Raw genomic sequence first — 25799 nt, forward strand, 5'->3', positions numbered from 1 at the left:
AACCTTAGTGTGCAAAGTGATCCCATCCCCCGGTGTCCGCGGACCGGCCCGCAATCCTGACGCCCGGAACCTCGTTGATTCCCAGTGCTTGTACCGAGCCTATCGCAGTGAATCCGGGAGGCAGCTGAATGCCGGGCGGGAATGTGGCGAGCAGTCCGTGGTCCTCCCCGCCGCTGAGGACCCATTCCCGCGCATCGGCCCGGAGCAGCTCTGCGGCCGGCTGGAGGACGGACGCCAGGCGCGCCAGCTGTTCCGGGTCGAGGTCCACGGCCACGCGGCTGGCAACCGCCAGCCGGCGGCCATCGCGGACCAGGCCGTCCGAGATATCCAGCATGGCGCTGGCCCCGGCAGCCCTGGCGGCTGGACCAGCTGACAGTGGCGGCCGCGGCCGGCACTGCAGTTCCAGGAACACACGTTGCTCCGGGTTGAGGCGGTCCACAGGCACATCTGATTCGAGCAGCGCGAGGCCCGCAGCGGCGTGCCCCGCCGTGCCCGCCAGCGCCAGCACATCGCCTGGCTGCGCACCGGAACGCAGGACGGCAGCGCCGCCGTCGAGCGTTCCAAGGACGGCGACGGTAACGGAGATTTCCCGCCCCCGGCCAAGGTCGCCGCCGGCAACCGAGCAGCGGCCGGCACCCAGTTCCCGGATTCCTGCGGTGAGTCCGTCTGCCAGGTCCTCAACCCAGCTGACCGGGGTATCCGGCGGCAGCGTGAGGCTTACCACCATGGATGTTGCGCTGGCCCCCATGGCGTTGATGTCGCTGAGGTTCTGTGCAGCTGCCTTCCAGCCGACGTCGTAGCCGGTGGTGCGGTAGCCGTTGGCCCAGGCAAGGCGGAAGTCCTGGTCCTCGACCTGGGTGTCGATGCTGATGACGGTTCGCCCGTCCGGTACGGCAAGCACCGCGGCGTCATCCCCGGGGCCGAGCAGCGTGGCCTCGGTATGCGCGCTGCCCATGGCAAGCCGGGGAAAGATCCTGGCCAGCAGTTCGGCTTCGGACAATCCGGCCACGGCCGGCTGCCGCTCCCGGCTGCCGGACTCCAGGGTCAAGGAGCCCAGGGGCAAGGAGTCCTGGGGCGCAGGGCCGGCGCTGCCCGCGCCGGGTCGGATGGATTCACTGTTGCTCAAGGGCTTTTCAGGCACGGCACTACGCTACAGCGCGCCCCTGACATTGGGTGCCTGCCCGCTGTCCAACTACCGCTGTCCAATTAACGGCCGGAGAGCACCCGGCAGGGAACAGCCACCTGCCACGTGGCGGGTGTCACGGCAATGACTGCCTCGGTCAGGGACGGGTCCGCCGCGCACTGCGCGGCGGCCGCCCGGACCCCGGTCGTCCATTCGGGCCCGGTCTGCCTGGCAGGCGTGGCCTCGAAATAGCTCGTGGACAGGAAGACCGCCATCAGGACCGGAGCCAGGTACCTGGCCCGGTTGCGTCCGATGATCCCTCTGTCCTCAGCCACAGCGCAGGCCATGGGAACCAGGGCAAGCAGGAACATGGAAGGCGTGACCGCATAGCGGAAGAACGTGAAGCCGGACAGCCAGTCGTCCCTCGAGAAATTCGCGAAATCGAATTCGGGTGAGGGATTAAGCACTGTCGCAGCCGCCCAGCAGGCCGCGGCAGCGCCCGCTGCATACAAGGCAGCAACCTTCAAAGGGGCGCGCCCGTAAATGGTGATGTAGGCGAGCAACCCGAGGACAATGATGGAGGGGACAACCACGGCAAAGCCGCCGAAAGTCACGATGTTCAGCGCCATGGTGCGGGCGTCCGGCTCCCAGATCGAGCCGACTGCCTGCAGGATGAATCCGTAGATGACCGACAAAGGCTGCATGGAGTCCAGGCGGGGCGTTTCTGCGTAGCGGGGATCCGCGACCGTGGCCAACAGCTGGAGGCCGATGCCGGCAACCAGGGCCAGCGGCGCTGCATAGTTCCGCCTCTTCACCAGTGACCACAGTGCCAGGGGCAGGAAGATGCCCACGATGATCTCGGTGGTGGCGGCGGCCAGGGTGGCAACAACGAGCCCGGCACGCCCAGTCCATCCCCGCGGCTCATAAACGAGCAGCCAGGGGCAGAGCCAGAGCAGGTACCAGTGGAGGTTGGCAACGTTGCCCAGGACCTCCAGGGGGCCCACCGGAACCAGGACCGGGATCAGTGCCAGCATCAGGCGGTAGCTCCGGTGGGGGAAAATCTGCGCGGACAAAAAGTAGGTACCCACGGAAACCGCGGCCACCACCACGCAGCTCAGGAAGGAAACAAGCGTGGCATAGGCGTCGATCGGGGCAACCGTATACGCGATGCCGGAAACAAGCCGCGGGATTGTGTGAAGGTAGCCGGCGTAGGGGTCAGCGATGCTTTGCCATGCTCCGATGGACATGGTGTCGGCCAGGAAGACTGCCGCGTCCTCCGCCCAGAGCGTGCCACGGGTCACTTCCGGAAGCCGGAACCATGAGAGGAAGCCCAGGACCGCGACGGCGGCAAGAACACCCGCCGCCCTGATGCTGTGCGCGCGGATGGGCCGGGAGGTCTTTGCTTCTGGATCCAGCCGGTGGGATGGCGCAGCAACAGCGGTGATTTTCATGATGAAGCCAGCTTATAAGGGTGCGTCAGCAACGCTGCACTTCGGCGCCGGCGGCGCTGACAAGGGGAAACAGCCGGGCGATTGGTCTTGCCACGCGCAAGCCGGGATGATGGAAAAATGCACCACCCCATGCCTTCCTTCTTCGTCCGTGCCGCCAGGATTGCACTGGTTGGAGCCCTTGCCGCTTTCTCCCTGGCCGGGTGTTCCCCCGCAGTGGACGTCACGGCTGCCAAGGATGCTGCCAATCCGGCCTGCGCCCCCATGATGGTGTCACTGCCTGATGCGATTGGAGAGGCGCAGTTGCGGAAGACGAACAGCCAGGCAACGGCCGCCTGGGGCGACCCGTCCCTCGTCATCCTGCGCTGCGGCGTCAACGTGCCCGGGCCCACGACGGACCGGTGCGTGACCGTGAACGGCATTGACTGGGTGATCAAGGAGGGTGACCCGGTGTGGACACTGACCACCTACGGCCGTGAGCCAGCCACCGAAATTCTCATGGATCCGGACAAGATCAGTTCGGCCACGGTCCTCGCTGACCTTGCCACCTCGGCCGGCAAGATCCCGGCGACCCGGAACTGCGTGGGCCAGGAAGAGTTGCAGGACCTGCCGCAGAGCCAATAGGAAGGCCCTTCCGGGTTGCCCCGGACAGGGCCCTCCGCGGCCCGTCAGCGCAGGCCGGTCCTGCGGTTCAATGCCAGGTAGATGAGCTCGTCGATCAGGTCCGGATAGCTGAGCCCGGACGCGGCCCACATCTGCGGGTACATGCTCTTGGGCGTGAAGCCCGGCATGGTGTTGATCTCGTTGATCACCAGTTCGCCCTCAGGAGTGTAGAAGAAATCCACCCGGCTCAGCCCTTCGGCGCCAACCGCGTCAAACGCTGCCGCGGCAAGCTCACGGACCCGGGCGATGGCTTCCTCCGGCATGTCGGCGGGACAACTCAGCGCTGCGGCATTGTCCTCCACGTACTTTGCCTCGAAGTCATAGAACTCGTGGCCGCCGCCGGCCACGGAAATCTCACCGGGCATCGAGGTCCGCGGAGCGTCAGTGCCCCTGCCTTCCAGTACGGCGCACTCGATCTCGCGGCCCGCAATTCCTGCCTCAATGACCAGCTTGAGATCGTGCCGGCGTGCCTCCTCGATGGCGGAGTCCAGGTGCTCCATGGAGTCCACCTTGGAGATCCCCATGGAGGAACCGGCCCGGGCGGGCTTGACGAAAACAGGGAAACCGAGGCGGTCCACCTGCTTGCGGACGGCTTCGGGGTCCTTGCGCCACTGCCGGTCCGTGACCGCGATGTACGGGCCCACCTGCAGTCCGGCTGCCTCGAAGACCACTTTCATGAAGTGCTTGTCCATGCCCACGGCGGAAGCCAGGACCCCAGCGCCCACGTACCGGGTGTCTGAAAGCTCCAGCAGCCCCTGGATGGTGCCGTCCTCGCCGAACGGGCCGTGCAGCAGCGGGAACACCACGTCGACGGTTCCCAGCTCCTTGGGGACTTCGTTGGGTGCCGCCACGATCAACTGGTGCTCGCCGCCGATCTCCGCGAGCGTTACGGTCTCCGCCGACGGCACAACCTCGGGCAGCGATGATGAGGAAAGGGACCATTGGGCGGTGTCGGCGGAGGCCAGTACCCACTGCCCGGACTTGGCGATTCCGATCGGAATCACCTCGTACTTGTCCTTATTAATGGCACCGAGGACGCCGGCAGCGGTGACGCAGCTGACGGCATGCTCGCTCGAGCGGCCGCCGAAAAGTACCGCGACCCGGGGTTTGGCCGGTTTACCTGCGGTCAGGTTGTCATGGGACATGGTCAGTAATCGCCTTCAGGTTTCAGTTCCCGGGACAGCAGGACAGTCCCCAGTTGGTTAACGGACAGCTTGCCGGCAAGCACTGCCACGACGGCGGCCGTGATGGGCATGTCCACGCCCAGCTTGCCGGCCAGTTCGTGCACGGCCTGGCCCGACTTGATGCCCTCGGCTGTTTGGGTCATCTTCTGGCCCACTTCCTCGAGGGTGAGGCCCTGGCCAAGAAGCCGTCCGGCGGTATGGTTCCGGGACAGCGGCGACGAACAGGTGGCCACCAGGTCACCCAGGCCGGCGAGGCCCGCCATGGTTTTCGCTTCACCGCCCAGGGCCAGGGCCAGCCGTGAAGTTTCCGCAAGTCCCCGGGTGATGACCGAGGCCTTGGTGTTGTCCCCCATCTGCTTGCCCTCGCAGATGCCCACTGCCAGTGCGATGACGTTCTTGACGATCCCGCCGATTTCGACGCCCACCACGTCCGAGGTGGTGTAGGGCCGGAAGTACGGCGCGGTGCAGCTTCTGGCCAGCCAGCCGGCGACTGCCGGTTCCGCGCAGGCCACCACGGAGGCGGTGGGTTCCTCGCGGGCAATTTCCATGGCCAGGTTGGGGCCGGAGACGACGGCGATCCGGTCCGCGGGAAGGTCCAGCTCCTCCTGGATGACCTGGCTCATGCGCGAGTCGGTCCCGAGCTCAAGGCCCTTCATGAGGGAGACCACGATGGCCCCCGGCGAGATCAGGCCCTTCCATTCCCGCAGTTGCGGCCGCAGCGACTGGGCCGGGACCGCAAGGACCACGAGGTCGGCCCCGTGGAGCACCTCACGGACGTCGGTGGACGCTGTGATGCTGGGGGGAAGGGCGATGTCCTTCAAATACTGTTCATTGCGATGGCTGGCGTTGATCTGTTCCACCACTTCGGGCCGCCGGCCCCAGACCCTGATGGCGCGCGGGGAGTCCGCGGCGATGGCGGCATCGGCCAGGATCTTCGCGAAGGTAGTCCCCCAGGATCCGGCGCCGAGCACGGCCACGGACCGCGCCGAACCGGTCATGTCCGCGTCAAGCGTCACTGGGCATCCGCCCCGTCGCCGGACTGCTGCTGTCCGCGTTCAACGAACCGCCCGTGCTTGGCCTGCTGCTGCCGCGCCGGGTCCCAGCGCTCGGCCGGGGGCTGTTCACCGCGCAGGTCAGCCAGGAGGCCGGTGATGGCGTCCATGATTGCGTCAGTGGCCGCCGTGAGCGTGGCCTTGTCCAGGGGCTTGCCGGCGAACGCGCTGAGGTCCACGGGGTCCCCCACCACCACGCGGGACTGCTTGCGGGGGAACAGGTGGAAGCTTTTGCCGTAGCGGGGAAAGACCTCGTGGGCTCCCCAGTGCGCGATGGGTACTACCGGGATTCCGCCCTCGAGCGCGAGCCTGGCCGCCCCGGTATGGCCCTTCATGGGCCACAGGTCCGGATCCCGGGTCAGGGTGCCTTCGGGGTAGATGATGATGGCCCCGCCCTCGGCGACGATCTCCTGGGCGACCTGCAGCGAGCGGTTGGCTCCCGCCGTCGAACGCTCCACGGGGACCTGTTTGGTTGCGCGCAGCAGCCAGCCGAGGCCGGGCACCTTGAAGAGGGCCGCCTTTGCCAGGAAGTGCGGCGCCCTGTTGTTGTTGTACAGCATGTGGCCCACCACCAGCGGGTCAATCTCGGTGCAGTGGTTCGGGGCGGCAATGAACCCGCCGGCGGGAAGCTTGTCGGTTCCCTCCCACTTCTTCCCCATCATGAGGTTCAGCAGCGGGCGCGCAACGCCGGCAATGAGAATGAACGTGGCCCTGCTCTTGGCCGATTCCTTCACGGTCCCCCGCTACTTCTTGGTGGTGATGTCGAAATCGGCACCGAGTCCGGCGAGCTTTTCAGTGAAGCGCTCGTAGCCGCGGTTGATGATGTCGATGCCGGTGACCCGTGAGGTGCCCGTGGCCGCCAGGGCGGCAATCAGGTGGCTGAAGCCGCCACGGAGGTCCGGCACGTCGATGTCTGTTCCCTTGAGCTGGGTGGGTCCCGAAATCACTGCCGAGTGCAGGAAGTTCCGCTGCCCGAACCGGCAGGGAACGCTGCCCAGGCATTCGCGGTGCACCTGGATGCTGGCGCCCATCCTGATCAGGGCGTCGGTGAAGCCGAACCGGTTCTCGTAGACCGTCTCGTGGACGATGGATACGCCCTCAGCCTGGGTGAGGGCCACCACCAGCGGCTGCTGCCAGTCGGTCATGAACCCCGGGTGGACGTCCGTTTCCAGGACCAGCGGGTTGAGCTTTCCGCCCGGGTGGTAGAAGCGGATGCCGTCCTCGCCGATGTCCATTCCCCCGCCCACCTTGCGGTAGGTGTTCAGGAAAGTCATCATGTCCCGCTGGGATGCCCCCTCAACGAAGATGTCGCCGCGGGTGACCAGGGCGGCAGAAGCCCAGGATGCGGACTCGTTCCGGTCGGACAGGGCCCGGTGGTTGTAGCCGCCCAGGTCGCGGACACCCTCGATGCGGATGGTCCGGTCCGTCTGGACGCTGATGATGGCGCCCATTTTCTGCAGCACGGCGATGAGGTCGATGATCTCCGGCTCGGTTGCTGCACCGGACAACTCGGTGATGCCTTCGGCGCGGGTGGCGCTCAGGAGCACCTGCTCCGTGGCACCCACGGAGGGATACGGCAGGGAAATCTTGGCGCCGTGGAGTCCCTTGGGCGCGGAGATGTGGATGCCGCCGGGACGCTTCTCCACCACGGCACCGAACTGGCGCAGGACGTCCAGGTGGTAGTCGATGGGGCGGTCACCAATCTTGCAGCCGCCCAGGTCCGGGATGAAGGCTTCGCCGATCGCGTGGATCAGGGGACCGCAGAGCAGGATGGGAATCCTGGAATCGCCGGCGTGGGCGTCGATGGCCGTGCTCGGCGCAGTCTTCGCATCCTTGGGATCAAGGGTGAGATCGCCGTTGACAGGGTCCTTGACCACCGTGACGCCGTGCAGCTGCAGCAGGGAGGTGACTACCTCCACGTCCTTGATTTCCGGGACGTTCCGCAACACCGACGGTTCATTGCCCAGCAATGCGGCCACCATGGCCTTGGGAACCAGATTCTTTGCCCCCCGGACGCTGACGCGGCCTGTAAGCGGGACTCCGCCGCGGATTGTCAGAACACTACTCATATACCGGTTTCCTCACGATTACTCGCCCCCAAATCCTTGCAAAGGCTCCACCCAAGCATAGGAGGTCGTGTTACCGAACCGAAATACGCGGGCCCCGCCGACGTGGTGTGGCGGGGCCCGGGTACTGCGGACGGAAGCTGTGGAGCGGTCAGGAAAGCTTGGCCGGCAGGGTTTTCGGCTTGAAGGCCGGACGCGTGGCCTCGTACGCCGTGATGTCCGCCTCGTGCTGCAGGGTCAGCCCGATATCGTCCAGGCCCTCCAGCAGGCGCCAACGGGTGTAGTCGTCGATGTCGAACGGTGCCACGATGTTGCCGCACACCACTGTCTTGGACTCGAGGTCCACGGTGACCTCGGTGCCCGGAGCGTTCTCCAGCTCTTTCCAGATCAGTTCGATATCGTCCTGGGCCACCTGCGCGGCGAGCAGTCCCTGCTTGCCGGAATTGCCGCGGAAGATGTCGGCGAACCGGGAGGAAAGGACCGCCTTGAAGCCGTAGTCCTTCAGGGCCCAGACCGCATGTTCACGCGAGGACCCGGTACCGAAGTCCGGGCCGGCCACCAGGACCGAGCCGGCGTTGAACGGCTCCTGGTTCAGGATGAATGATGGATCCTTGCGCCAGGCGGAGAACAGGGCATCCTCGAACCCGGTGCGGGTGATCCGCTTGAGGTAGACCGCGGGGATGATCTGGTCGGTATCGACGTTGCTCTGGCGCAGCGGAACGCCGACGCCGGTGTGCTTGGTGAACTTTTCCATGGCTGGCTCCTAGGCTGCGTCGGTGCGGATGGCGGTTCCGGCGGGCTTGGCCGCCGGTTCAGGGGCCGGGCCAAGGTCCGACGGCGAGCTGAGCGTGCCGCGGACGGCTGTGGCTGCGGCCACCACCGGGGACACCAGGTGGGTGCGGCCGCCCTTGCCCTGGCGTCCTTCGAAGTTGCGGTTCGAGGTGGAGGCGCAGCGCTCCCCCGGCTCCAGCTGGTCCGGGTTCATGCCCAGGCACATGGAGCAGCCGGCAAAGCGCCATTCGGCACCGAAGTCCTTGAACACGCGGTCCAGGCCCTCGGCTTCGGCTTCCAGGCGGACCCGGGCGGAACCGGGAACCACCAGCATGCGGACCTTGGGGTCCTTTTCCCGGCCGCGGATGATGTCCGCCGCCGCACGGAGGTCCTCGATGCGGGAGTTGGTGCAGGAACCCAGGAAGACGGTGTCGACGCGGATGTCCTTCATACGGGTGCCGGCTTCAAGCCCCATGTATTGCAGGGCGCGCTCCGCGGCTGCCTTGGCGTTCTCGTCGCCGAAGTCCTCCGGCGACGGCACTGATTCGGACAGCGAAACGCCCTGGCCGGGGTTGGTGCCCCAGGTGACGAAGGGCTCCAGCGTGTTGGCATCCAGGTCCACCTGCGCGTCGAAGACGGCGTCGTCGTCGGTCTTCAACGTGTTCCAGTACTCGACTGCGGCGTCCCAGTCAGCGCCCTCCGGCGCGTGCGGGCGGCCCTTCATGTAGGCGTAGGTTGTTTCATCCGGGGCCACCATGCCGGCGCGGGCGCCCGCCTCGATGGACATGTTGCAGATGGTCATCCGGGCGTCCATGGACAGGGCGCGGATGGCCGAGCCGCGGTATTCCAGGACGTAGCCCTGGCCGCCGCCGGTGCCGATCTTCGCGATGACGGCGAGGATGATGTCCTTGGCGGTGACGCCGGGACGGAGGGTGCCCTCAACGTTGATGGCCATGGTCTTGAACGGCTTAAGGGAGAGCGTCTGGGTGGCCATGACATGCTCCACCTCCGAGGTGCCAATGCCCATGGCAAGTGCACCGAAGGCACCATGGGTGGACGTGTGGGAGTCGCCGCAGACCACCGTCATGCCGGGCTGGGTCAGGCCCAGCTGCGGGCCAACCACGTGCACAATGCCCTGTTCGGCGTCGCCCAGGCTGTGCAGCCGGACACCGAACTCGGCGCAGTTGTTGCGCAGCGTCTGGATCTGGGTTCGGCTGGTGAGGTCAGCGATAGGCTTGTCGATGTCCAGCGTCGGAGTGTTGTGGTCCTCCGTGGCAATGGTCAAGTCAGGCCGGCGCAGCTTGCGTCCGGCCAGGCGGAGGCCTTCGAAGGCCTGCGGCGAGGTGACCTCGTGGACCAGGTGAAGGTCGATGAAGAGAAGGTCGGGCTGGGCGTTGGCTCCGTCGCCGTCACCTTTGCGCACCACGTGCGCGTCCCAGACTTTCTCGGCCAATGTCTTTGCCATGGCCAGCTCCCTTCACTGCTGTTGTGATTGATTGTTCCAACTGAAGCAGGACGGCTTCACCGTGCGCCAGCCGAAAGATTTGCATCTCAGATATTGAGACGGCAATATCATTACATGGACAATTCTAGTGGAGTCGGTGTCATTGATAAAGCTGCCCAGGTGCTTGATGCACTGGAGGCCGGCCCCACCACGCTGGCACAGCTGGTAGCTGCCACCGGCCTGGCCCGGCCCACTGTCCACCGGCTGGCACTTGCACTGGTCCACCACCGGCTGGTCAGCCGGGATATCCAGGGCCGCTTCGTCCTGGGCAGCAGGCTCGTTGAACTGGCGTCCGCCGCCGGCGAGGACCGCCTGATCGCCTCCGCAGGACCAGTCCTGATGCAGTTGCGGGACGCCACCGGCGAGAGTGCACAGATCTTCCGCCGCCAGGGTGACTGGCGGGTATGCGTGGCGTCGGCGGAACGCCCCATCGGCCTTCGCGACACCATTCCGGTGGGCACCCAGCTGTCCATGAAGGCCGGATCCGCTGCGCAGGTGCTCCTGGCATGGGAGGACCACGACCGACTGCTGGAAGGCCTGCAGTCCGCCCGGTTCACGCCCACCGTGCTGGCGGGCGTACGACGCCGGGGCTGGGGCCAGAGCCTCGGCGAACGTGAGCCGGGGGTTGCCTCCGTTTCTGCACCCGTGCGCGGGCCGTCCGGCCGGGTGATCGCGGCCGTGTCCATCTCCGGCCCCATCGAGCGGCTCACCCGCCAGCCCGGCCGGCTGCACGCGGAAGTGGTGTGCAACGCCGGGCGCATCCTCACCGAAGCCCTGCGCAAGAACAACGACTGACAAGTCCCGACCGTCCGCGGGCACCGGGCGCTAGGCTGTGGCCATGGGCAGCTATGCGGTGTTCCTCCGCGGCATCAACGTGGGCGGGATCAATATCAAAATGGCGGACCTGCGGGAGGCCCTGAAGGGCTGCGGCTTTGCCGACGCAAAGACCCTCCTGGCCAGCGGAAACGTGGTGCTCACCAGCAGCCGTGATGCCCGTGCCGTCAAGCGGGAATGCGAAGACTGCCTCCGCGCGGCCTTTGGCTACGAGGCCTGGGTTGTGGTCCTGGATGCATCCCGGGTGGCCGCACTGGTGGATGCCTGCCCCTGGCCGGCGGACGACAAATCCACCCATACCTACATCACGCTGTCGTCGGACACCAAGGTGCTCGACCATCTGGATGCCGCGGGTGCCGCCCTCGAAGGCACCCAACAGCAGCGGCTCGGTCCGGAAGCCCTCGCCTGGCTGGCACCGGCCGGCGGAACGCTGGACAGCCCCTTCAGCAAGCTCTCGGCAAAGGCAAAGTTCAAGTCGGCCACCACAACACGCAACCTGCGGACGCTCATCAAGGTCCGTGACGCCGCGGCCGCGCTGGAGGCGTCCGGCGGTCAGCGGTAGCGGACGGCCTGCGGGCCGGTTCCTAGCTCTCCCCGGCACGCCTCAAGGCGGCGTTGAAGGCGGCAAGCCTGCCCACCTCCACCTCCACCGGCTCCACGATCAGCTTGTGGGCCACAGCTGCCACGGCTTTATTCAGCCGCTTCCGCGCCCTGCTGGCCCGGGCGTTTGCGGCGCCGGCGGCAATGACCCGGCCGGTGACGGCAAGGAAGACCCCCAGCACCACCCCAGACGCGGCCATCAGGGTGGGTATGGGCCAGCCTTCCACCCGCGGCACCTCCGGCACCGGCATCTGGAAGTAGCCCAGGCCGGCGAGCACGCCGAGCCAGCCAAGCCCGCCCAGCACGGTCAGGAGCGCCAGCCACTGCACCACATTGAATAGGCCCCACCACCATGCCTTGCGGTTGGCGCCGATGTCCGTGCCGGCAATCGCCTGGTCCAGGGCATCAGGCAGCCTTTCACGGCCTTCCCGGGCGGCGCTCCTAATGGCGGCCCGCCACGGTCCGGGCGCACCGGCGCTGGCGGCATCGGCGAATGCCCGCACGGCTGCGTCCGTCCGGGCGCTCTCCGGGGCACCCGCGGCCGGCAGTGACGTCCGGTTCAGTTCGGCCGGTGTGGTGCTGCGGAGATTGAGCCGGCGCAGGGGGTCCGGACGGAACCTTGCAAGCCACCTGGTGACGGGCCAGCCGGTCCGCCGCACTGATTCCAGCCGGTAGGACCGGGCAACGGCGCTGACCACAACCGGCACATTCGCGGCCACTGCCAGTTCTTCAGCCAGCCTGGCTTTTGCCGCCGGCGCAACCCCGGCCGCTTCCCCGTCCCCCGAGGCTGCCCGCAGGTCCCGGCCTGCCTTGGAAACATCGGCGGCCAGCCTCTGCGACTGGGCGCGGCGCTGGACGGCAACGGACCGGATGGCCGCCCGCAGGGTATCGACGCCGGCGCCTGTCACCGCGGACGTCGGAAGCACCCTCACCTGCCCGAGGCCGTCGCGGGCCAGGATGGCGCGGAGGGATTCCAGCACCGGTTCCACGTCCGGCACCGGCAGCCGGTCAACCTGGTTCAGCACCACGAGGGTCACCGCGCCGTGGGAGGCGAGCCGGGCGAGGAAGCCGTGATGGACCGCCGCATCGGCATATTTTTGCGGGTCCAGGACCCACACCAGAACGTCAACCAGGCCTACCATCCGTTCCACCACTTCACGGTTGGCTTCCCGGGTGGAGTCGAAATCGGGCAGATCCAGCAGGATCAGCCCCGTCTCCTCGTCAGCGAAGCCGTCCACGGCGGCCGCGTGGTGCCGGTTGCGGACTTCGAGCCAGTCAAGGAGCGGCCCGCTGCCGTCGGCGCCCCAGACCCCTGCCAAAGGTTCCGATGTTGTGGGGCGGCGGGCCGCCGCCGTCGCAATTTCCGCGCCGCTGACCGCATTAAACAAGGAGGATTTGCCGCTGCCCGTGGCACCGAAGAAGCCCACCACGGTGTGGTCCGCGGACAGCGACCGGCGGGAACTTGCCCTGTCCAGGACAGCCAGGACTTCCTCCAGCGCCTGGTCGGGCAGGACGCCTTCGCCAAGACCGCGGGCGTCGTCGAGTGCCTGGAGCCTGCTGTCCAGGCGGGAAGCCTCCCTGGCGGCACTGTGGCGGCTCACGCGCTGCCTGCCAGCCGGACCAGGGCACTTGACTGTGCCGTGAGGACGGCTTCGGTGCCCTCGACGCTGTCCGGCAGCCGGTCCAGGAATTTCTGCTGCTCCTCATCCAGCAGCCGCCGGCACCGGAGCGCGAGGTCCTCCCGTGCCTTTTCGGCCATCCGGCGGACGGCATCCTCGCCGAACACCGCCTCCAGCAGCCGCTGGCCCACCACGGCAGTCCCGCCGGCAACACCGACTTCCAGGCCTGTCAGTCCGGCGGTCATCGAAAAGACCACGATCATCAGCGCGGCACCGAGGCCGTTGATTCCGAAGGAAAGCCAGCGCGCCTGGGTCCGCTTGCCCTGGCCCTCTGTCCGGATGAGCTCCATGAGGGCCTCCTGCCACGCACGTATTTCCGCGGCGGCCCGGTCGGCGAAGCCCGGAGCAGTACCTGAAAGATCGTCCGTTCCCAGCAGCTGGCGCCCGGCCGGATCGGACCGCCAGCGCTGGTCGGTCTCCTCGGCCGCGGTGGCTGCCTCGTCCAGGATGACGGCCTGCAGGCCTGTCTCGATGGCGGCCTCCACCCGCACGGCGGGCGGCGGTTCACCCCGGAAGAAGGCACCCAGCCGGTCCCGGAACCGTCCAACGTTCTGCTCCAGGGCGCGGAAGAACTCACCGGTACCGACGAAGTCCTGCCACCGGGCGAGTACTTCACCACGCAGGAGCGCACCGTCGCGGGTGGCATCCATGATGCGCTCCGCCGCGTCCCGGTAAACCGACACGGCATCGGACTCCAGGCTGCCCGCTGCACGCCGCTGCTCTGCCGCAGCCAGGGCGATGGCGGATACCTTGCCGGCCAATGCCCGGACTGCCCCGTTGAGGGTCCGCCGGGCGACGTCCGAGCGGCCGGCAGCGTCCGCCGCGAGGTCCTGCAGCCATGTGGCCAGCGGACGGATAGCTGCAGCGGGCAGCATTCCTTTTGCATCCAGTGTGGTCTCCGGAATGATGAACAGCTGTGCAGCGCCCAGGCCCTCCTTGTCGAGGAGCGCCCGGAGGTCCCCACTGACTTCAGCCTCCGCCCCCGGCGGAACCCGGTCCAGCACCACGGCCACCATGATGTCCCGGCCGGCCGCATCCAGCAGCAGCTTCCACGGAACGGCGTCGGCGTAGCGGTTTGCGGTGGTGACGAAAACCCAGAGATCTGCCGCCGCCAGCAGCTGTCCTGCCAGCCTCCTGTTCTCATCGGCGATGGAATCGACGTCCGGGGCGTCCAGCAGGGCGATCCCGGCGGGAACGGCGGGGTCCGCCAGCAGGACGAACGACGACGACGGCGCCGTCCCGGGGCGTTCCGGTGCCTGCCCGGCGGGAGGCTGCCCGGCGGCGGCCTGGCCGGTAAGGGCGCCGCGGATCCGGCTGAGGCCGGGTAGGACACGCTGGCCTTCGAACCACGCCGCCTCCGCCGGGTTGTGCAGCAGGATGGGCTGGCGCGTGGTGGGCCGGATGGCGCCGGCACGGGTCACCGGATGGCCCACGAGCGCATTCACAAGGGTCGACTTCCCGGCGCCGGTGGAACCCCCAACAACGGCCAGCAGCGGCGCGTCCAGGCTCCGGTACCGGGGAAGGATGTAGTCCTCCAGCTGGCTCGCGGCGCCGGCAGCTTCACGCCGGGCCTGGTCAGCACCTGGAAGCGCCAGCGGCAGGCTGACCTCCGCAAGGGCGCTCCGCACATCTTCCAGCAGGGCCACCGCTTCGGCGGTCTGCGCCGGCTGGGCTGCATCATCGTGCTCGTTCCGGGAGGTCACAGCAACATCATGCCAGCTCACGCCGCCCGGTCAGCGGCAAACGACGGCGGGGCTCCCCTGCAGACGGGCCTTTCCGCCGGGCATGACCGGCGGAATTGTCCGGCCGGCGGGGACTTCTAACAGGACAAAGAAAAATGGTCCCGGGCTTCTGCCCGGGACCATTTCGTTGGTGACCCCAGCGGGATTCGAACCCGCGTTACCGCCGTGAGAGGGCGGCGTACTAGGCCGCTATACGATGGGGCCGCGTACTTCCTGCCAGCGTTTCCGCTGGTCAAGCTCAGTGATTGTTTCATACACTTCGCTCGTGTTCCAAATCGGCGGACCGTTTGGAACTTTTCTGTCCCGAGACCGGAAAACCGGTGCTCAAACCAGAGCTGGGATACCAGGACTCGAACCTAGAATGACGGTACCAGAAACCGTAGTGTTGCCAATTACACCATATCCCAATGGCACTTTCGGGCCGGTTGTCAGGGCTTTCACCCCGCTCCGTGCGCCTCAGCACGAGAAAATACTCTACCCGAGACTTTCAGCCCGCACAAATCGGCCGGGTGTGACGTGCCTTACCAGCCCATCGAGCGAGGCAACCATGTGGCCGTCGAACCCTGTCACCGGCTCACCCGTCCGGTTCAGCCACACGCCCAGCAGCCCGGCTGCGGTGGAACCCTCGGCGTCCAGCAGCCGGTTATCGCCCACGTAGAGCGTTTCGGAGGCGGCGGTGCCCAGCAGCCGAACGCCCTCGAGGTACATGGCTGGATTGGGTTTGGCGACGCCGAGCGTGTCGGTGCCCACCAGGTGCGTGACGCGTTCCAGTCCGGCGCTGTCCAGCTTGGCCCGCTGGTAGTCGTGGACGTTGTTGCTGACCGCGCCGTAGGGGATGCCTGCGCCGTCCAGGACATCCAGCAGCGGCAGGACGTCCGGGAAAGGCTTGACGTAGGCAGGCTGGCGCTCCATGTAGGCGCTGAGCCACCGGTGCGATTCCTCGCCGTCGGCCAGTTCAACCCCGAAGTGCCCCAGGGCAGCGCGGCCGCGGAGCAGGCGCTGTTCGTTGAACGTCACTTCGCCGGCGAGGTACTGGTCGTAGTAGTGCGTGGTCTCGTGGGTGAAGATGCGCCCGAACCGCTCCCACCCGGCCTGGTCCAGGCCGGGCAGGAGATGTTCGCTGACCTCCCGCAAGGCAGTGGTCATCGAGTATTCGAGGTCCACCAGGGTGTCGTCGATATCGAAGAGGACACCGCGGACCGCCCCGAAGGGTGTCTCCAGGACGCCGCTGCGCGCCTTGCCGGGAGCAGTCATCAGGCGCGGAAGGTCCGGAGCCGGCGCAGGGAGGATTCCTTGCCCAGGATCACCATGGATTCGAACAGAGGGGGCGAGATCCGGCGGCCGGACACGGCCGTGCGGACCGGGCCAAAGGCCAGCCGCGGCTTGATGCCGAGGTCCTCCACGAGTGCCTGCTTGAGTGCAGCCTGGATAGTGTCCGGCGTCCATTCCTCCACGGGTTCGAGCGCGGCGATGGCTGCGTCGAGGACTTCCTCGAGGTTCTGCGGCAGTCCCTTGCGGGCGTCATCGGCGATGTCGATGGCGTCATCGGCCTTGAAGAGGAACCCCAGCATGTCCGGCGCCTCGCCCAGCAGGGCAATGCGTTCCTGGATCAGGGGCGCCGCGTCGGTAAGGATCTGCTCCTGCCGTTCCGTGAGCTGTTCCCCCAGGTATCCCGCGTTCCGCAGGTAGGGCACCAGCCGGTCCCGGAAGTCTTCCGGTGCGAGCATCCGGATGTGGGTGCCGTTGATGGCTTCGGCCTTCTTGATGTCGAAGCGTGCCGGGTTGGCCAGGACGTCATGCACGTCGAAGTGCTCGATGAGCTGGTCCACGGTGAAAATGTCCTCGTCCGCGGACAGGCTCCAGCCCAGCAGCGAGAGGTAGTTGAGGAGGCCTTCGGGGATGAAGCCGCGGTCACGCAGGAGGAACAGGTTGGACTGCGGGTCCCGCTTGGACAGCTTCTTGTTGCCTTCACCCATGACGTACGGCAGGTGGCCGAATTCGGGCATGTAGCTGGCCACGCCCAGGTCCATCAGGGCCCGGATGAGGACCACCTGCCGGGGGGTGGACGAGAGCAGGTCCTCCCCGCGCAGCACGTGCGTGATGCCCATGAGTGCGTCGTCGACAGGATTCACCAGGGTGTACAGGGGTGAGCCGTCGGCGCGCACGATCACATAGTCCGGGATGCTGCCGGCCTTGAAAGTGATTTCGCCGCGTACCAGGTCGGTGAAGGTGACGTCCTCGTCGGGCATCCGGACCCGCAGCACGGGCTGGCGGCCTTCCGCCTTGAACGCCGCCACCTGCTCCTCGGTGAGCTCCCGATCGAAGTTGTCGTAGCCGAGCTTGGGATCGCGTCCCGCAGCCCGGTGGCGTGCCTCCACTTCCTCAGGGGACGAGTAGCACTCATAGGCGTAACCGCCCGCGATCAGCTTGGCTACGACGTCCTTGTAGAGGTCCAGGCGCTGCGACTGCCGGTAGGGTTCGTGCGGTCCGCCGACTTCCACGCCTTCTTCCCAGGTGATGCCCAGCCACTTCAGCGCCTCCAGCAGCTGCTGGTAGCTTTCCTCCGAGTCGCGTGCGGCGTCGGTGTCCTCGATGCGGAAGACAAACGTTCCCTTGGTGTGCTTGGCATGGGCCCAGTTGAAGAGCGCCGTCCGGATCAGGCCGACGTGCGGGGTGCCGGTGGGCGAGGGGCAGAACCGGACGCGCACGGGTGTATCGGCTGAAACGGATGGCAGGGAGGCAGCAGGGGACGCAGAAGGAGTAGTCATAGTGGCTCCAACTTTACCGTCTGCCGCCGCCGCCCGGCGCGGCGGCACCGGATGCCGGCGGCGGCCGTCCGCCGGAGTCAGCGGCGGACGATCGGATTGGACAGGCGCCCGATCCCCTCGATCTCCACCTCGAAGCGGTCGCCTGCATTCACCAGGCCCACGCCGGCGGGGGTTCCCGTCATGATGACATCGCCCGGCAGGAGGGTGAAGGCCTGTGACACCACGGAGACCAGTTCCCGCACGCCCCGGATCATCTGGCTGGTGCTGCCGTCCTGGCGCACCTCGCCGTTCAGCCGCCCCTGGATCTGCAGGTCCTCGGGATCGAGGTCTGTCTCGATCCACGGGCCGAGTGGCGCCGAGGTGTCAAAACCCTTGGCCCGGGTCCACTGCAGGTCGGTCTTCTGGACGTCACGGGCCGTGAGGTCGTTGCCGCAGGTGTAGCCGAAGATGACATCATCCACACGGTCCTCGGGAACGTCCTTGCAGATCCGGCCGATGACCACGCACAGTTCGGCCTCGAAGGAGACTTCCTCAGAGAACTCCGGAAGGACCACGGGATCGTTGGGACCCACGACGGCCGTGTTGGGCTTCAGGAAAAGGAGCGGCTGCGCCGGCACCTCATTGCCAAGCTCGCGCGCATGCTCCACGTAGTTGCGCCCCACACCGATGACCTTGCTGCGGGGGATGATGGGGGCCAGCAGCCGGACATCCTCCAGCTTGTGGCGGACGGACGTGCGCTCCACGCCGTTGAAGAAGGGGTCTCCATGGATGACAGTGACTTCCTCACTGCCCGGCCCGCCTTCAACAACACCGTAAAGGGGATCAGAATCGACAACAAACCTGGCAATACGCATGGGTCCTACCCTACCGTTCCGCGCCGGCCGGTCCGTGCCGGGCCGCCGGCCCTCGCCAGGCTTAAAGCCGTCCGGCTTCTTCCCGCAGGTAATGCAGCTGGGCGGCGACGGACATTTCGGCTGCCCGCCGGACGGAGGGCACGACGTCGGCATAGACGGCGTCTGCCACCTCACCCACGGATGCGTCCCGGCCGAGTTGTTCCAGCGCCGCGCGGATCTGGCCGAGCCTCTCCTGCCGGTGCAGCCGGTAGTCGCGTGCGATCGACTCCACGGAGGGCAGCACGGGCCCGTGTGCCGGGAGGACAGTGGCCGGGCCCAGGGCCTCGAGCCTGTCCAAAGTTCCGAGGTAGTCCCCCAGCGTGCCGTCCGGGAAGTCCAGCATGGTGGTGCCCCTGCCCAGGATGGTGTCTCCGGTCAGGACCGAACCGCCGGGGCCGTCCTCCGGAAGGTGGAAGCACAGCGAATCGGACGTATGGCCGGGCGTGGGCAGCACGTTGATCTCGAGCCCCGCGGCGCGGATCACCCCGGCGTGCAGGGGTTCACCGCCGCCGTGGCAGTGTGCGGGGTCCGCCGCCCGGACGGGGGCGCCCGTCAGTTCATGCAGGCGGGCAGATCCTGCCGTGTGGTCCGCATGGCGGTGGGTTACGAGGATGAGTTCCACCGGGCCGGCGGCGGCCAGCGCGCGCAGGTGGCCGTCGTCGAGGGGGCCTGGGTCCACCACAACTGCACCGGGACGGCCGGTGGCCCGCACGATGTAGGAGTTGGTCCCCTCCAGGCTCATGGGGCCGGGATTGGGGGCCAGGATGTATTGGGTCAGGGCGGAGCTGCGCTGCAGGATGGAACCGGAGGCTGACGTCACCATCCCATCTTTGCATCCGCTGCCGGACCACCGCCGCCTGCTTCCTGGAATAGCTTCCCGGAATAGGCTCCGGAATAGAACGGCGGGGTGCCCGGGTTGACCACGGGTGAACCCACTCGTTGCCTCCAGGAAGCCGGAACCACACCATGAGCACCATCACGCTTGCAGACCTCCTCGCCGAAGCGGACTCGGCCGGTCATGACCATGCCGCAACAGAGAAGAACAGCGGGCTCCTGCACATCCACAACCACGCGACGGGCAGCATTGTCTGGTTTCCCACGTGGCGGAAGTTCCGTGAGACCGCCGACTGGAGTACGGCGGTGGAAGGAGCGGAAAAGGACCTGGCGGGAGATCCGGCAACCGTGGAGGAACGGGCAGCCGGCATCCTGGCTGGAGACCTGGAGGGTCTCCTCAGGCGCGCCGCCGAGGCCAGCGACGCAAGCATCTTTGTCCAGGAGAACCTCACCCGCCACCTGACCCGGACGTGGGCCGTGGGCGACGCCGCCGCGAAGGCAGCAGGCAAGGATCTACCCGCCGGCAACTCGACGCCGCACGTCTTTGCGGGCTACCCCTACGATGTCTACGCCCAGGACGGGGGCGTCTTCGCCACGACCCTGTGGAACGACATCATTGATGCCCGCCGCAACCAGGCCATCGCGGAAGAAGCGGCCCGGAAGGCGCTGAAGCCGGTTTCGCGGAAGGCGCTGAAGAACGCCGCCAGGAAAGCCGCCCGCCGCTGACCTGTCCACCCGCAAAACGGCGCCTGCCGGGCAGAAGCCCCGCAGGCGCCGTCGTTGTTTGGCGATAAGCCCCGGCTCAAGCCAGGCGGGTCAGCCAGCCGTGGGTGTCCGGGGACGTGCCGGTCTGGATGCCGAGCAGCCGTTCGCGGATGGCCATGGTGGTCTCCCCCGCCTTGGCGTCCTCGGATCCAATGAATTCCGTGGCGTCCTTGAGGACACCGATCGGGGTGATGACGGCGGCAGTACCGCAGGCGAAAACCTCGGTGATCTCGCCGGAGGCAACGCCGTCGCGCCACTCATCCAGGGTGATCTTGCGCTCGGCGACTTCCCGGCCCATGTCCTTGGCCACCTGGATGACGGACATGCGGGTGACGCCTTCCAGGATGGTGCCGGTGAGCGCGGGGGTGGCCAGTGAGCCGTCCTTCATGACGAAGAACACATTCATGCCGCCCAGCTCTTCCACCGCGTTGTCATTGAACTGGTCGAGGAACAGGACCTGCTTGCAGCCGTTCGCTTCGGCTTCCTGCTGCGCAATGAGCGAAGCAGCGTAGTTGCCGCCGCACTTGGCCGCACCGGTGCCGCCGCGGCCGGCCCGCGCGTACTCCCTGGAAATCCAGATGGACACCGGCTTGAGCTCGCCGCCGAAGTAGTTGCCTGCCGGTGAGGCAATGACCCGGAAAGAGACTTCGCGCGCAGCCCGGACGCCCAGGAATGCCTCGGTGGCGATCATGAACGGCCGCAGGTACAGGGACTCGCCGTCACCGTCCGGAACCCATTCCTTGTCGACGGTCACCAGTTCGCGGATGGCGCCGAGGAAGTATTCGGCAGGCAATTCAGGCAGCGCCAGCCTGCGGGCCGACTTGTTGAGGCGGGCGGCGTTGGCTTCCGGACGGAAGGTCCACACCGAACCGTCGGCGTGGCGGTAGGCCTTGAGCCCTTCGAAAATTTCCTGCCCGTAATGCAGCACGGCCGCGGACGGGTCCAGGGAGATGGGCCCATAGGCCTCCACCCGGGGATTGTGCCATCCGCCTTTACCGTTCTCGTCGACGCTGTAGTCCACGATGGCGGTGTGGTCGGTGAAGTGGTTGCCGAATCCCGGGTTCGCCAGGATGGCTGCACGCTCTTCAGCAGACTTCGGGTTGGCCGATAGCTGCCGGCTGAATTCGACGCCGTGGGCAGTCTGGGTCATGGTTCCTCCACGATCGGCCGCCCGGGTTCAGCGCTGAACGCGAGGGCGGCATTTGGTGATTCGAGACAAGCTTACGCCCGATGCCGGAGGCCCCGGCGCGGGGTCAGAGTCCGGCCGCGATCGCGTCGCCGATCGCACTGGTGCTGCGGGCACCGCCGTCGCGCTTTTCGACGTCGGCAACCACTGCCGCTTCGATCCTGCGTGACGCCGCGGTGAAGCCGAGGTGGTCCAGGAGCAGGGCGGCGGACAGGATGGCGGCGGTGGGGTCCGCTTTGCCCTGGCCGGCGATGTCCGGCGCGGAGCCGTGGACCGGCTCGAACATGGACGGGGCGGTGCGGTCCATGTTGATATTGCCGGATGCCGCCAGCCCGATGCCCCCGGTGATGGCGGCAGCCAGGTCGGTCAGGATGTCGCCGAAGAGGTTGTCCGTGACGATCACGTCAAAGCGGGACGGGTCCGTGACCATGAAAATGGTGGCTGCATCCACGTGCAGGTAGTCGTGCGTGACCTCCGGGAACTCCGCGGCCACGGCCTCGACAGTCCGCTTCCATAGGTGGCCTGCGTAGACCAGGACATTGTGCTTGTGGACCAGGGTGACGTGCTTGCGCTCCCGGGCACTTGCACGCCGGAAGGCGTCCCGCACCACGCGCTCCACGCCGTGGGCGGTGTTCAGTGAAACTTCGGTTGCCACCTCATGGGGGGTGCCCGCCCGGAGGCTTCCGCCGTTGCCCACATAAGGGCCCTCGGTACCTTCACGGACAACGATGAAGTCGATGGTGCCCGGATTGGCCAGCGGGCTGCCCACCGTGCCGTACAGCCGTGACGGCCGCAGGTTGACGTAGTGGTCCAGGCTGAAGCGGAGCTTCAGCAGCATCTCGCGCTCGATGATGCCCGACGGGATCCGGGTATCGCCGGGGGCTGCACCCACGGCGCCGAAGAGGATGGCGTCCCGGGTCCGCAGGTCCTCGAGGACCTCGTCCGGAAGGGTCTCCCCCGTTGCCAGCCAGTGCTCCGCGCCGAGCTTGTAGTGGGTCTGCTTGAGCTCCACCCCTTCGGCTGCGACAGCTTTTTCCAGGACTTTGACTGCCTCGGCAATGACCTCCGGGCCAATACCGTCGCCGGGGATAACTGCCAGATCGATGGAGGATGCGCTCATAGTTTCAGGGTAGCCAAGCGATCCATATCGTGGTCAAGCCGTCTCATTATGCGGGCGTTGCCACGACCACCACGTTCGTCCCCCACAGGTCGTCCGTATAACAGGAAATGAGCACCACCGTGTTGGGTGCGACGGCCCAGATGGGACTGTCCTTCAGGCTGGACTTTTCGTAGGTGGTGACAGATTCCACCCGGTAGGCCAGCTGGCCGGTTGAGGTGGTGACCGTCAGCAGGTCTCCGGCAGCGGCCCTGGTGCTGAGGTGGTTGAAGGGCGCGTCCTGGTCCTGCCAGCTGTGGCCCACGATGTAGGTGGTGTTTGCGGAGCCGGCACCGGGGGTGCCGTAGGGCGTGAGCCAGTAGCCGTCCTTCGTGGACGGCGGAATGATGGTCCGGCGTTCCTGGTCCTCAGCACTCGGGTCGAGGGGGTGGACCACCACATCGATCCCCGCCGCCGGGTAGGCCAGGTGTTGGGGTGCTGCAGCCGCCGGCCCCTCGGGAGTCGGGCTGGTGGCAGGTGCTGGTGCGGCGCTGGAAGGTGCCGGGGCCGTGGCCACCGCCGCTGTTGTGGCCGCAGGAGCGGAAACCTCCGGAAGGGAAGTGTTTCCATCCCGTCCGGCCAGGGAGGGCAGGAACAGCACCAGGCATGCCAGCCCGGCCAGCAGGAGCGCACCGGCGAGGAGGCGCAGGCGCCCCAGCTGCCCGTCCGTCCGGTGGCGGTGGGCGGCGCTGTCTGCTTCCGGTTCTGTCGAGGATGGTTCGTGCATACGGCTCCCCGCGCGGAGGGCGCCGTGCCCACGTGCCGGCACGGCGCCCTGCGCTTGTTCAGCCGGTTGCCGCGGAAGCGGCAGCCGGGGACTTACTGGTGATGCCTGCCCTGGGTTCCGCCGCCTGCCAGCGACTTCCGGGCCGCAATGGCTGCGCCGGCCAGCAGCAGTGCTGCCGCGCCGCCGAGCCACGGGGCAATTCCGGGTTCCTGGTTCCCGGCCACGGCGGTCTGCACATTGAAGCCCTGGTTGTTGGCGGTCACTGCGCCTGCTCCGCCTGCCGGCTTACCAACTGCTGCGCCACTGGGCTTCGGTGCGGGGACAACCGCTCCGGTGGGCGGGGTTGTCGGCGTGACTGTTGGCGGCACTGTCGGCGGGGTCGTCGGCGGTGTAGTCGGCGGCACCTTTACGGGGACGCAGTCGTTGTTCCAGGTTGCCTGGCCCTCGGCGGTCCAGTTCTGGCCTGCGGGCATCACTTTTCCGTCATTCGGCGGGATGATGTCCTCAGCGTGCTGGTGGTGGGCGCCTGCGTGTCCGTTGAGGCCTTGGAGGGCAATGGTGATCACCACGTAGGGGTTGGTTTCCGATCCCGTGGCATGGCAGATGCTGATCTTCTTGCCATTGTCATCGTGCGGGTGGGTGGGTTTTGGCGTGGGCGTTACCGCCCCTCCGGGCTTGGTGCAGCCGGCGTTCCACCAGTCCACCTTGTCCAGGTTCTGGCCGCCGGGGAGGACCTTCCCGTTGTTGGCGGGAATAATGTCCTCGTCATGCTGGTGGCCCACGTGGCCGTTCAGCCCGTTGAGGTCGATGGTGATTGGCACGTACGGGTTTGTTTCCGAGCCTGTGGCGTGGCAAATGGTGATTTTTTCGTTGTCACCCGATGCTCCGCCTGTGGCGTTGGCCGTGGCTGATGCACCAAACAGTGCGAGGCTTGTGACCCCCAGCGCGGCAAGGATCCGTTTCATTTCCGTCTCCGTCCTTCGTCTGCTTCAAACTGACGAACGTGCAGGAAAAACGGCGCCCCGGGTGACGACATAAAAAAGGCAAACAGACGGCATCGAGGCGACGGTTCTCCCAGATGCGAATCATCAGTTTGCTAACAGGAAAAGGCTATGTTGAGTACTCCGGCGAATCTCCAGTAGCCGGTACTCATATAAAAATGGGCCACTACTTGTTTCGTGGCCGGGTCCCCCGGGCCGGCCAGGCCGGCCCGGGAAGCAGCTGTCAGGCGCCGGCGGGTTCCTCGTACTTGGGGAATACCGGTGACGGTGCCGGGAGGGCAGTCCCGGGGGTGATCGGAGTGGCGATCGCCGAGAACAGCCGGGCCTCGCCGTCGGGCTGGCCCAGGCTTTCCAGGAGCTTCCCCGTGGCTCCGGGCATCACCGGCTGGGCCAGGATGGCCACGATCCGGAGCACCTCGAGCGTCACGTAGAGCACGGTGTTCATGCGTCCGACGTCGGTCTTCCGGAGGACCCAGGGCGCCTGCTCGGCGAAGTACGCGTTGGTGTCACCCAGGACCACCCAGATGGCTTCGAGGGCCCGGCTGAATTCCTGCTTTTCGAATGCGGCCCGGGCAGTCTCCAGGAGCCCACCGGCCTGCGCGAGGATGGCCGCGTCGGCTGCAGTGAACTCCCCCGGTACGGGAACGGCGCCGCCGCAGTTCTTGGCCACCATGGAGAGCGACCGCTGCGCAAGGTTGCCGAAGTTGTTGGCGAGGTCCGAGTTCATCCTGCCCACGATGGCCTCGTGGTTGTAGCTTCCGTCGGCGCCGAAGGGGACTTCGCGGAGGAAGAAGAACCGCACCTGGTCCAGGCCGTACTGCGCCACGAAGTCGGCCGGAGCCACCACGTTGCCGAGCGACTTGGACATCTTCACGCCGTTGTTGTGCAGGAAGCCGTGGATCATTACCCGCTTGGGCAACTCCAGGCCGGCGCTCATGAGGAAGGCCGGCCAGTAGATGGCGTGGAAACGGGAGATGTCCTTGCCGATGATGTGGACGTCCGCAGGCCAGAACCTGCGGAACTTCTCCGACTCGACATCCGGGTAGCCCACGCCCGTCAGGTAGTTCGTCAGCGCGTCCACCCAGACGTACATGACGTGCTTGTCGTTGCCGGGAACCGGAACGCCCCAGTCGAACGTGGTGCGGCTGATGGACAGGTCCTCCAGGCCGCGCCGGACGAAGCTGATCACTTCGTTGAACCGGTACTGCGGCGCACCGAACTCCGGGTGGGATTCGTAGAGAGCCAGCAGCTTGTCCTGGTAGGCGGACAGCCGGAAGAAGTAGCTCTCCTCGGCCGTCCAGGTCACCTCGGTGTCCGTTTCCTTCGAGTAGCGCACGCCGTCGTCCTTGACCACGGTGTCGTCCTCGCCGTAGAAGGCCTCGTCCCGCACGGAGTACCAGCCCTCGTACTTGGACAGGTAGATGTCGCCCTTGGCTTCCATCTTTTTCCAGATCGCCTGCGAGGCCGCGTAGTGGTCGGCATCCGTGGTCCGGATGAAGCGGTCGTAGGTGATGCCGAGGGCGGCGTGCGCCGCCTTGTACACCTCGGCGTTCCGGTCCACCAGCTCCTTGGGGGTGATGCCTTCCTTTTCGGCGGCCTGGGCGATCTTCATGCCGTGCTCGTCCGTGCCGGTCAGGAACATCACGTCATAGCCGTCCAGCCGCTTGAACCGGGCCATGGCGTCGGTGGCGATGTACTCGTAGGCGTGGCCGATGTGCGGCACGCCGTTGGGGTAGGTGATGGCCGTGGTGATGTAGAACGGCGTCTTCTCTGAAGCAGTCACGTGCGGACGGTTACCTTCGG

At 66.8% G+C, this 25799-nt stretch carries 23 protein-coding genes and 2 tRNA genes; 4 read left to right on the top strand and 21 right to left on the bottom strand.

Annotation, left to right across the window (positions count from 1 at the left end; translation table 11 throughout):
- Positions 1 to 4: 4 nt before the first annotated feature.
- Positions 5 to 1042 (bottom strand): thiamine-phosphate kinase, encoded by a 1038-nt coding sequence (gene thiL, locus ACJJV6_RS19355; protein WP_407710525.1) that lies wholly within the window; start codon positions 1040 to 1042, stop codon positions 5 to 7.
- A 164-nt stretch (positions 1043 to 1206) separates the two neighbouring features.
- Entirely contained in the window at positions 1207 to 2574 is a 1368-nt protein-coding gene (locus tag ACJJV6_RS19360) for a hypothetical protein (RefSeq protein WP_407709590.1), read from the bottom strand.
- Between the two features lie 129 nt (positions 2575 to 2703).
- Between ACJJV6_RS19360 and ACJJV6_RS19365 the strand changes: the two genes are divergently transcribed.
- A complete protein-coding gene (locus ACJJV6_RS19365) occupies positions 2704 to 3195 on the top strand; it encodes a DUF3515 domain-containing protein (protein ID WP_009356558.1) in 492 nt (163 codons plus the stop codon).
- Between the two features lie 44 nt (positions 3196 to 3239).
- Here ACJJV6_RS19365 and ACJJV6_RS19370 read toward each other — a convergent pair whose 3' ends face one another.
- From ACJJV6_RS19370 to leuC, 6 genes are all read right to left on the bottom strand, one after another.
- Complete coding sequence (locus ACJJV6_RS19370; protein ID WP_009356557.1) at positions 3240 to 4379, bottom strand: D-alanine--D-alanine ligase family protein; 1140 nt, start codon at positions 4377 to 4379, stop codon at positions 3240 to 3242.
- Positions 4380 to 4381: 2 nt separating this feature from the next.
- The gene (locus tag ACJJV6_RS19375; RefSeq protein ID WP_035751824.1) at positions 4382 to 5416 is read right to left on the bottom strand and encodes an NAD(P)H-dependent glycerol-3-phosphate dehydrogenase; all 1035 of its coding nucleotides are present in this window, start codon (positions 5414 to 5416) and stop codon (positions 4382 to 4384) included.
- Positions 5417 to 5430: 14 nt separating this feature from the next.
- Entirely contained in the window at positions 5431 to 6204 is a 774-nt protein-coding gene (locus ACJJV6_RS19380) for a lysophospholipid acyltransferase family protein (protein WP_407709591.1), read from the bottom strand.
- 9 nt (positions 6205 to 6213) lie between these two features.
- Complete coding sequence (gene murA / locus ACJJV6_RS19385) at positions 6214 to 7539, bottom strand: UDP-N-acetylglucosamine 1-carboxyvinyltransferase (protein WP_133346377.1); 1326 nt, start codon at positions 7537 to 7539, stop codon at positions 6214 to 6216.
- Between the two features lie 148 nt (positions 7540 to 7687).
- Complete coding sequence (leuD, locus tag ACJJV6_RS19390; RefSeq protein ID WP_009356554.1) at positions 7688 to 8290, bottom strand: 3-isopropylmalate dehydratase small subunit; 603 nt, start codon at positions 8288 to 8290, stop codon at positions 7688 to 7690.
- 9 nt (positions 8291 to 8299) lie between these two features.
- Positions 8300 to 9772 (bottom strand): 3-isopropylmalate dehydratase large subunit, encoded by a 1473-nt coding sequence (gene leuC, locus ACJJV6_RS19395; RefSeq protein WP_407709592.1) that lies wholly within the window; start codon positions 9770 to 9772, stop codon positions 8300 to 8302.
- Between the two features lie 114 nt (positions 9773 to 9886).
- Between leuC and ACJJV6_RS19400 the strand changes: the two genes are divergently transcribed.
- On the top strand, positions 9887 to 10606 hold the full coding sequence (locus ACJJV6_RS19400) for an IclR family transcriptional regulator (RefSeq protein WP_009356552.1): 720 nt from the start codon (positions 9887 to 9889) through the stop codon (positions 10604 to 10606).
- A 43-nt stretch (positions 10607 to 10649) separates the two neighbouring features.
- Positions 10650 to 11207, top strand: coding sequence for a DUF1697 domain-containing protein (locus tag ACJJV6_RS19405; RefSeq protein WP_009356551.1), 558 nt, complete (start codon positions 10650 to 10652; stop codon positions 11205 to 11207).
- 22 nt (positions 11208 to 11229) lie between these two features.
- Here the strand turns inward: ACJJV6_RS19405 and ACJJV6_RS19410 are convergent, their stop codons facing one another.
- The 8 genes from ACJJV6_RS19410 to ACJJV6_RS19445 all read right to left on the bottom strand — a co-directional run bounded on the left by ACJJV6_RS19410 (position 11230) and on the right by ACJJV6_RS19445 (position 19150).
- Positions 11230 to 12846, bottom strand: a complete 1617-nt coding sequence (locus ACJJV6_RS19410) for a GTPase (protein WP_407709593.1) — start codon at positions 12844 to 12846, stop codon at positions 11230 to 11232.
- Positions 12843 to 14627 (bottom strand): dynamin family protein, encoded by a 1785-nt coding sequence (locus ACJJV6_RS19415; RefSeq protein ID WP_407709594.1) that lies wholly within the window; start codon positions 14625 to 14627, stop codon positions 12843 to 12845. The genes ACJJV6_RS19410 and ACJJV6_RS19415 overlap by 4 nt, the downstream gene beginning before the upstream one ends.
- 167 nt (positions 14628 to 14794) lie before the next feature.
- Positions 14795 to 14870 (bottom strand) — tRNA-Glu (locus ACJJV6_RS19420).
- 131 nt (positions 14871 to 15001) lie between these two features.
- Positions 15002 to 15073, bottom strand: a tRNA-Gln gene (locus ACJJV6_RS19425).
- 67 nt (positions 15074 to 15140) lie between these two features.
- A complete protein-coding gene (locus ACJJV6_RS19430) occupies positions 15141 to 15920 on the bottom strand; it encodes an HAD family hydrolase (protein ID WP_407709595.1) in 780 nt (259 codons plus the stop codon).
- The gene (gene gltX, locus ACJJV6_RS19435) at positions 15920 to 17434 is read right to left on the bottom strand and encodes a glutamate--tRNA ligase (protein ID WP_407709596.1); all 1515 of its coding nucleotides are present in this window, start codon (positions 17432 to 17434) and stop codon (positions 15920 to 15922) included. The genes ACJJV6_RS19430 and gltX overlap by 1 nt, the downstream gene beginning before the upstream one ends.
- 77 nt (positions 17435 to 17511) lie before the next feature.
- Positions 17512 to 18288 carry a fumarylacetoacetate hydrolase family protein gene (locus ACJJV6_RS19440; RefSeq protein ID WP_009356548.1) on the bottom strand — a complete coding sequence of 259 codons (777 nt, stop codon included), beginning with the start codon at positions 18286 to 18288 and terminating at the stop codon, positions 17512 to 17514.
- A gap of 61 nt (positions 18289 to 18349) precedes the next feature.
- Positions 18350 to 19150 (bottom strand): MBL fold metallo-hydrolase, encoded by an 801-nt coding sequence (locus tag ACJJV6_RS19445; protein ID WP_407709597.1) that lies wholly within the window; start codon positions 19148 to 19150, stop codon positions 18350 to 18352.
- A 143-nt stretch (positions 19151 to 19293) separates the two neighbouring features.
- On the opposite strand from ACJJV6_RS19445, the gene ACJJV6_RS19450 reads away from it, so the two are divergent.
- Positions 19294 to 19887, top strand: coding sequence for a hypothetical protein (locus tag ACJJV6_RS19450; protein ID WP_407709598.1), 594 nt, complete (start codon positions 19294 to 19296; stop codon positions 19885 to 19887).
- A 76-nt stretch (positions 19888 to 19963) separates the two neighbouring features.
- Here ACJJV6_RS19450 and ACJJV6_RS19455 read toward each other — a convergent pair whose 3' ends face one another.
- From ACJJV6_RS19455 to metG, 5 genes are all read right to left on the bottom strand, one after another.
- On the bottom strand, positions 19964 to 21076 hold the full coding sequence (locus ACJJV6_RS19455) for a branched-chain amino acid aminotransferase (RefSeq protein WP_009356545.1): 1113 nt from the start codon (positions 21074 to 21076) through the stop codon (positions 19964 to 19966).
- A gap of 103 nt (positions 21077 to 21179) precedes the next feature.
- Positions 21180 to 22232 carry a 3-isopropylmalate dehydrogenase gene (locus tag ACJJV6_RS19460; RefSeq protein ID WP_407709599.1) on the bottom strand — a complete coding sequence of 351 codons (1053 nt, stop codon included), beginning with the start codon at positions 22230 to 22232 and terminating at the stop codon, positions 21180 to 21182.
- 46 nt (positions 22233 to 22278) lie between these two features.
- Positions 22279 to 22995 (bottom strand): class F sortase, encoded by a 717-nt coding sequence (locus tag ACJJV6_RS19465; RefSeq protein ID WP_407709600.1) that lies wholly within the window; start codon positions 22993 to 22995, stop codon positions 22279 to 22281.
- Between the two features lie 92 nt (positions 22996 to 23087).
- Complete coding sequence (locus ACJJV6_RS19470) at positions 23088 to 23960, bottom strand: hypothetical protein (RefSeq protein ID WP_407709601.1); 873 nt, start codon at positions 23958 to 23960, stop codon at positions 23088 to 23090.
- 259 nt (positions 23961 to 24219) lie between these two features.
- Entirely contained in the window at positions 24220 to 25779 is a 1560-nt protein-coding gene (gene metG / locus ACJJV6_RS19475) for a methionine--tRNA ligase (protein ID WP_407709602.1), read from the bottom strand.
- Between the last annotated feature and the right edge of the window lie 20 nt (positions 25780 to 25799).

Origin of the sequence: Arthrobacter nitrophenolicus (assembly GCF_045833485.1) — a bacterium.
GTDB lineage: Bacteria > Actinomycetota > Actinomycetes > Actinomycetales > Micrococcaceae > Arthrobacter > Arthrobacter nitrophenolicus.